This is a genomic window from Sphingomonas sanguinis (assembly GCF_001476905.1).
Lineage (GTDB): Bacteria > Pseudomonadota > Alphaproteobacteria > Sphingomonadales > Sphingomonadaceae > Sphingomonas > Sphingomonas sanguinis_B.
Map to the genome: position 1 here is coordinate 1 of NZ_LDTE01000193.1, position 5,960 is coordinate 5,960.

The window sequence follows — 5,960 nt, forward strand, 5'->3', positions numbered from 1 at the left end:
TTGCCCATCCCCAACCCCTCCCCCTGCCGGGAGAGGGGCTTCAGAAGAAGGAGGGGTTTAAAGAAGCGGTCAAAAATCGACCGCCACGCCCTTCAATTCCCAATCCCCATAGCGCACCGGATTCTTCCCCAACGGGTCGGCTTCGGGCTCCGGCTTGGCCTCGGGTTCCGGCACCGGCGGGTTCTTGGACAGATAGGCGGGCGGCTTCACATGGTCGGGGCGCTGGCCCATGAGCGGTCCTTTCGACTAAGGGGCGAATATAGTGCAGCCCATGTCGGGGCTGACAGGAGTTTTGCCAAGTGACACGTCCTCCCCAATCGCCGACCCGTGGCCGTCCCGATCGTCGCGGTGGCCCCAAGGGCGAGGACCGGCGCGGGCGGCAGCAGCGCCCGACCGAGCCGCTGGGCACCGCGAGCCGCCGCGCCGCCATCCGCCTGCTCGACGCGGTGCTGCGCCGGGGCGAGCCGCTGGAGGCCGCACTCGCTTCGGCGACTCGCGCGCTGCCGGGCGGGCCGGATCGGGGCCTGGCGCATGCTATCGCCGCCGAGACGCTGCGCCGCCTGCCTGATCTCGACGCGCTGATCGACTCGGCGACCAAGCAGCGGCTGCCCGACGATGCCAAGGCGCGTTTCGCCCTGCGCATCGCGCTCGTCCAGGTGCTGGCGCTGGGCACGCCGCCGCACGCCGCGATCTCGACCGTGCTGCCGCTGGTCGATGGTGGCCCGCGCAAGCTGGTCCACGGCGTCTTCAGCACCATCACCAAGAGCGGCGTGCTGCTCCCCGAAATCCCCGCGCTGCCCGACGCCACCGAGGCGCGGTGGGAAGAGAATTGGGGCGAGGAGATGGTCGAGGCCGCCGCCCATGCCATCGCCGCGCCGCCGCCGCTCGACCTGACGCTGGCCGATCCGTCCGCCTCGCAAGAATGGACGGAAAAACTGGGCGGGGTCAGCCTGCTCCCCGGCCATGTGCGTTTGCCTTCGGGCAGCGCGGTAATGGAATTGCAGGGCTTCGACGAGGGCGCCTGGTGGGTGCAGGATCTCGCCGCCTCGATCCCCGCGCGCCTGCTGGGCGAAGGGCGCGGCCATGTGCTCGACCTGTGCGCCGCGCCGGGGGGCAAGACGCTTCAGCTCGCCGCCGCCGGTTGGACCGTCACCGCGATCGACCAGTCCGAGTCGCGCCTTGCCCGACTCGCCGAAAATCTGGAGCGTACCAACCAGTCCGCCGAGATCGTCACCGCCGACCTGCGCGAATGGTCACCGAAGGATCAGGTCGACGCGATCCTGGTCGACGCGCCGTGCAGCGCCAGCGGCATCTTCCGCCGCCATCCGGACGTCCTCTACCGCGTCCGCCCCGCGATCATCGCCGAGATGGCGGCGTTGCAGCGGGTGATCATGACCCGCGCCGCCGACTGGCTGAAGCCCGGCGGGACCTTGATCTATGCCACCTGCTCGCTGGAGCCAGAAGAGGGCGAGAATCAGATCGCGGCCTTCCTCGATCAGCGCCCCGATTACGCGCTGGTTCCGATCACCGGTGCGTGGCCGGGGATTACGGACAAGGGCACGATTCGCACCCTGCCGACGATGCTCGCAAAGGAAGGGCGGCTCGACGGGTTCTTCATCGCGATGCTGCAACGCAAAGGCTGACTTGGGCGCGATATGACGTTAAGGACAAATGCCATGCTCCCGGTCCGTATCGCACCCTCCATCCTGTCCGCCGATTTCGCCCGTTTGGGGGAAGAAGTCCGCGCCATCGACGCTGCGGGCGCCGACTGGATTCACATCGATGTGATGGACGGGCATTTCGTGCCCAACATCACCATCGGCCCGGCGGTGGTGAAGGCGCTGCGCCCGCATACGACCAAGCCGTTCGACGTGCATCTGATGATCTCGCCGATCGACGCCTATCTGGACGCCTTTGCCGAGGCCGGGGCGGACACGATCACCGTCCACCCGGAGGCGGGGCCGCACATCCACCGCACGATCCAGCATATCAAGGGGCTGGGCAAGCGGGCCGGGGTCGTCCTGAACCCCGCCACGCCCGCCAAGATGCTGGATTATCTGATCGACATGGTCGACCTGGTCCTGGTCATGAGCGTGAACCCGGGCTTCGGCGGGCAGAGCTTCATCGAGAGCCAGCTCAAGAAGATTGCGGCGATCCGTAAGATGATCGAGCATTCGGGCCGCGCCATCGATCTGGAGGTCGATGGCGGTGTCGATCCGGCCTGGGCCAAGCGCTGTATCGAGGCGGGGGCCGACGCGCTGGTCGCGGGCACCGCCGCCTTCCGGGGTGGCCCGGAGCATTACGCCGCGAACATCGCCGCATTGCGCGGTTGAGCGAAATGCGTGAACGCATGGGGGCTGAAGAGGCCCGTATCGCCGCCGACAGTATCGAAGAAGGCAAACGCCTCGTCCGTGTCCAGACCGGCGGGCTGTCGCTGGCGGATCGGCTGAGCGAGCATCTTCACCGGCTGACCTGGCGTACGCCGCTGCATTCGTTGCGGCTGAAGGGGCGGCATCCGCTCAAGCTGATGGCGGTGCCCGAGGACCCGATCCTGGGCGATATCGAGCGGGGCCATGCGCTGCTCGGCGGGGTGCTGGACTGGCGCGGCGAAGAGCGCGGTGTCGAGTCGATCGACTTCGCCCGGCCCGACTGGTCGACCGGCTTTGCCGATCATCTGCAAAGCTTTGCGTGGCTGCGCGATCTGTCGACGGTCGCCACCCGGCAACAGGGTGCGCCGATCGCCGAATACCTCATGGGCCGCTGGCTCGACGCCTTTGCCGAGACGGTCGATGCGACCGCATGGCGGCCCGATCTGTGGGGGCGGCGCATCCTGTTCTGGACCGCCCATGCGCCGCTGATCCTGTCGTCCAACGACCTCGTCTATCGCTCGCGTGTGCTCAACACGATGGCGCGCGGCGCGCGGCATCTAGATCGCGGTGCGGACAAGGCCCCGCCCGGCGTCGCGCGCATCGCCGCGTGGTGCGGGGTGATCGCGGCCGGGCTGCTGCTGGCGGGCGGCGATCCGCGCCAGGCGTTCGGCGAGGCGGGGCTGGCCCGTGCGCTCGACACCGGTCTGTTCGCCGATGGCGGCGTCATCGCGCGGAGTCCTGCGGTCCAGCTCGACGCGGTGATGCTGCTGACCATGATGCGCGAAGTCTATGACGCGCGCGGTCTGGCCTTTCCCGATCCGTTCCAGACGCGATTGCAGCGGATGATCTCCGCGCTGCTCGGGGTCATGCACGGCGACCGGGCGCTGTCGAGCTGGCAGGGCTCCGGCCCCGAAACGCCGGAGCGGATCGCGGCCGTGATCGAGGCATCGGGCGTCCGCACCCGGCCGCTGCGCCAGGCGGGCGACTGGGGCTATCAGCGGCTGGCGGCGGCGCAGGCGGTGCTGGTCATGGACGCCGCCCCCCCGCCGATCGCCCGCGCGATCGAGGGTGGCTGCGCCTCGACGCTCGCCTTCGAGTTTTCGGACGGCGCGCAGCGGATCGTCGTCAATTGCGGCGGCGCCCGCGCGACCGTGGCACAGGTGCCCGCCAGCCTAGCGCATGGTCTGCGCACCACCGCGGCGCATTCGACGCTGACGCTGGGCGACAGCAATTCCACGGCCATCCATGCCGACGGCACGCTGGGGCGCGGGGTCGCCCAGGTGGAACTCAGCCGCCAGGAATCGGACGCGGCCAGCCGGATCGAGGCGAGCCATGACGGTTATGTCCGTCGTTATGGCTTCACCCATCGCCGCCAGCTGCTGCTGACCGGCGACGGCCGCGAGCTGCGCGGTGAGGATGCGCTGCTCCCTGAGGGGCGCAAGCGGCAGGCGGGCAGCACGAATTTCGCGCTGCGCTTCCACCTCGGCGATGGGGTGGAGGCGATGGTCACGGCCGAAAGCGGCCAGGCGATCCTGCGGCTGGAGGACGGCGCGCTGTGGCAGTTCCGCTGTCGCGGCGGCACGCTGGCGATTGAGGAATCGCTGTGGATCGACGGCACCGGACGGCCGGTGGCCACCCAGCAGCTGGTCGTGGCCGGCGAGACGCCTGCGGGCGGCGCGCATGTCAGCTGGGCATTTAAACGGGCGTTGTGACCTATATTCCTCCCCTGCAAGGGGAGGGGGACCATGCGAAGCATGGTGGAGGGGTGTCCCCATTCGAGAGTGAAGACTGCCCCAACGATTGGTGACACCCCTCCGTCAGGCCTGCGGCCTGCCACCTCCCCTGACAGGGGAGGAATGGCGCTTCCCCCAATCACATTTTGCGCTTCGGCGAATCGGAGTCTATCGGGTCCGCAAACTCTCCCCAGCATGTAGGACCCGCTGCCCGATGGCCGTTTCGCTCCCCACCGCTCCTTCCGTCGATTTGGTGCCGGTCCGCCGCGCGCTGCTGTCGGTGTCCGACAAGACCGGCGTCATCGACTTGGCCCGCGCGCTGGCCGAGCGGGGCGTCGACCTCGTCTCGACCGGCGGCACGGCCAAGGCGATCCGCGATGCAGGGCTCCCTGTGCGCGACATCTCCGAGGTGACCAACTTCCCCGAGATGATGGACGGCCGGGTCAAGACGCTGCACCCGATGGTTCATGGCGGCCTGCTCGCGGTGCGCGACGACCCCGCCCATGCCGCCGCGATGACCGAGCATGGCATCGGCGCGATCGACCTGGTCGTCGTCAACCTCTACCCCTTTCAGCAGACCGTCGCGAAGGGCGCGGAGCGGCCTGAGATCATCGAGAATATCGACATTGGCGGCCCGTCGATGGTGCGTTCGGCGGCCAAGAACCATGGCTATGTCTCGATCCTGACCGACCCGGCCGATTATGCCGACTTCCTGGCCGAGCTGGCCGCGAATGACGGCGCCTCGACGCTGAAGACGCGTCAGCGCCTCGCCGCCAAGGCGTTCGCCGCCACCGCCGCCTACGACTCGGCGATCGCCCAGTGGTTCGCCTTTGCCGATCAGGGCGAGGCCTTCCCGGCGACCCTGCCGCTCGCCTTCACCAAGCATCCCGAAACGCTGCGTTACGGCGAGAACCCGCATCAGGTCGCCGCACTCTATCTGCCGCAGCGCGGTGGGCAGGGCATCGCCCAGGCCGAGCAGCTGCAGGGCAAGGCGCTGAGCTACAACAACCTCAACGACGCCGATGCCGCGCTGGAGCTGGTCAGCGAGTTCCTCGACGGCCCGCCGACCGTGGTGATCGTCAAGCACGCCAACCCCTGCGGTGTGGCGAGCGGCGAGACGCTGCTGGAGGCCTATCAGGCGGCCTTCGCCTGCGACACGGTGTCGGCGTTCGGCGGCATCATCGCCTGCAACCGTCCGCTCGATGCCGAGACGGCCGAGGCGATCTCGGGCATCTTCACCGAGGTGGTGGTGGCCCCGGACGCTTCGCCGGAAGCGCGGGATATCTTCGCTCGCAAGAAGAACCTCCGCCTGCTGCTGTCGGGCGAGCTGCCCAACCCGGCGCGCCCCGGCCTGATGATGAAGTCGATCGCGGGCGGCCTGTTGGTCCAGAGCCGCGACAATGGCCGCCTGACCGACGACATGCTGAAGGTCGTCACCAAGCGTGCGCCGACGGAGCAGGAACTGGCCGATTGCCGCTTCGCCTGGACGGTGGCCAAGCATGTGAAGTCGAACGCGATTGTCTATGCCAAGGGCGGCGCGACCGCCGGCGTAGGCGCGGGCCAGATGAATCGTCTGGAATCGGCGCGCATCGCCGCGTGGAAGGCCAAGGACGCCGCCGACAAGGCGGGCTGGGCGGAACCCCGCACCATCGGTTCGGCGGTGGCGTCGGACGCCTTCTTCCCCTTCGCCGACGGCCTGCTGGCCGCGGTCGAGGCTGGCGCGACGGCGGTGATCCAGCCGGGCGGCTCGATCCGCGACGACGAAGTCATCGCGGCGGCCGACGAGGCCGGGCTGGCGATGGTATTCACCGGCATGCGCCACTTCCGGCACTAATTTCACTTCCTCCCCTGCAAGGGG

Annotated in this window: 5 protein-coding genes; 4 read left to right on the forward strand and 1 reads right to left on the reverse strand. The window is 68.8% G+C overall.

The genetic code is table 11. The features are described 5' to 3' along the window. Positions 1 to 69: 69 nt before the first annotated feature. The gene (locus SB4_RS19325) at positions 70 to 231 is read right to left on the reverse strand and encodes a DUF1674 domain-containing protein (RefSeq protein ID WP_082670284.1); all 162 of its coding nucleotides are present in this window, start codon (positions 229 to 231) and stop codon (positions 70 to 72) included. Between the two features lie 68 nt (positions 232 to 299). Between SB4_RS19325 and SB4_RS18490 the strand changes: the two genes are divergently transcribed. From SB4_RS18490 to purH, 4 genes are all read left to right on the forward strand, one after another. Continuing rightward, positions 300 to 1,643 (forward strand): RsmB/NOP family class I SAM-dependent RNA methyltransferase, encoded by a 1,344-nt coding sequence (locus SB4_RS18490; protein ID WP_420893905.1) that lies wholly within the window; start codon positions 300 to 302, stop codon positions 1,641 to 1,643. A 33-nt stretch (positions 1,644 to 1,676) separates the two neighbouring features. After that, positions 1,677 to 2,333, forward strand: a complete 657-nt coding sequence (rpe, locus tag SB4_RS18495) for a ribulose-phosphate 3-epimerase (protein WP_058753725.1) — start codon at positions 1,677 to 1,679, stop codon at positions 2,331 to 2,333. Positions 2,334 to 2,350: 17 nt separating this feature from the next. Next, complete coding sequence (locus SB4_RS18500) at positions 2,351 to 4,081, forward strand: heparinase II/III family protein (RefSeq protein WP_241488700.1); 1,731 nt, start codon at positions 2,351 to 2,353, stop codon at positions 4,079 to 4,081. Between the two features lie 235 nt (positions 4,082 to 4,316). Then, the gene (gene purH, locus SB4_RS18505) at positions 4,317 to 5,936 is read left to right on the forward strand and encodes a bifunctional phosphoribosylaminoimidazolecarboxamide formyltransferase/IMP cyclohydrolase (protein WP_058753727.1); all 1,620 of its coding nucleotides are present in this window, start codon (positions 4,317 to 4,319) and stop codon (positions 5,934 to 5,936) included. The last annotated feature ends 24 nt before the right edge of the window (positions 5,937 to 5,960 follow it).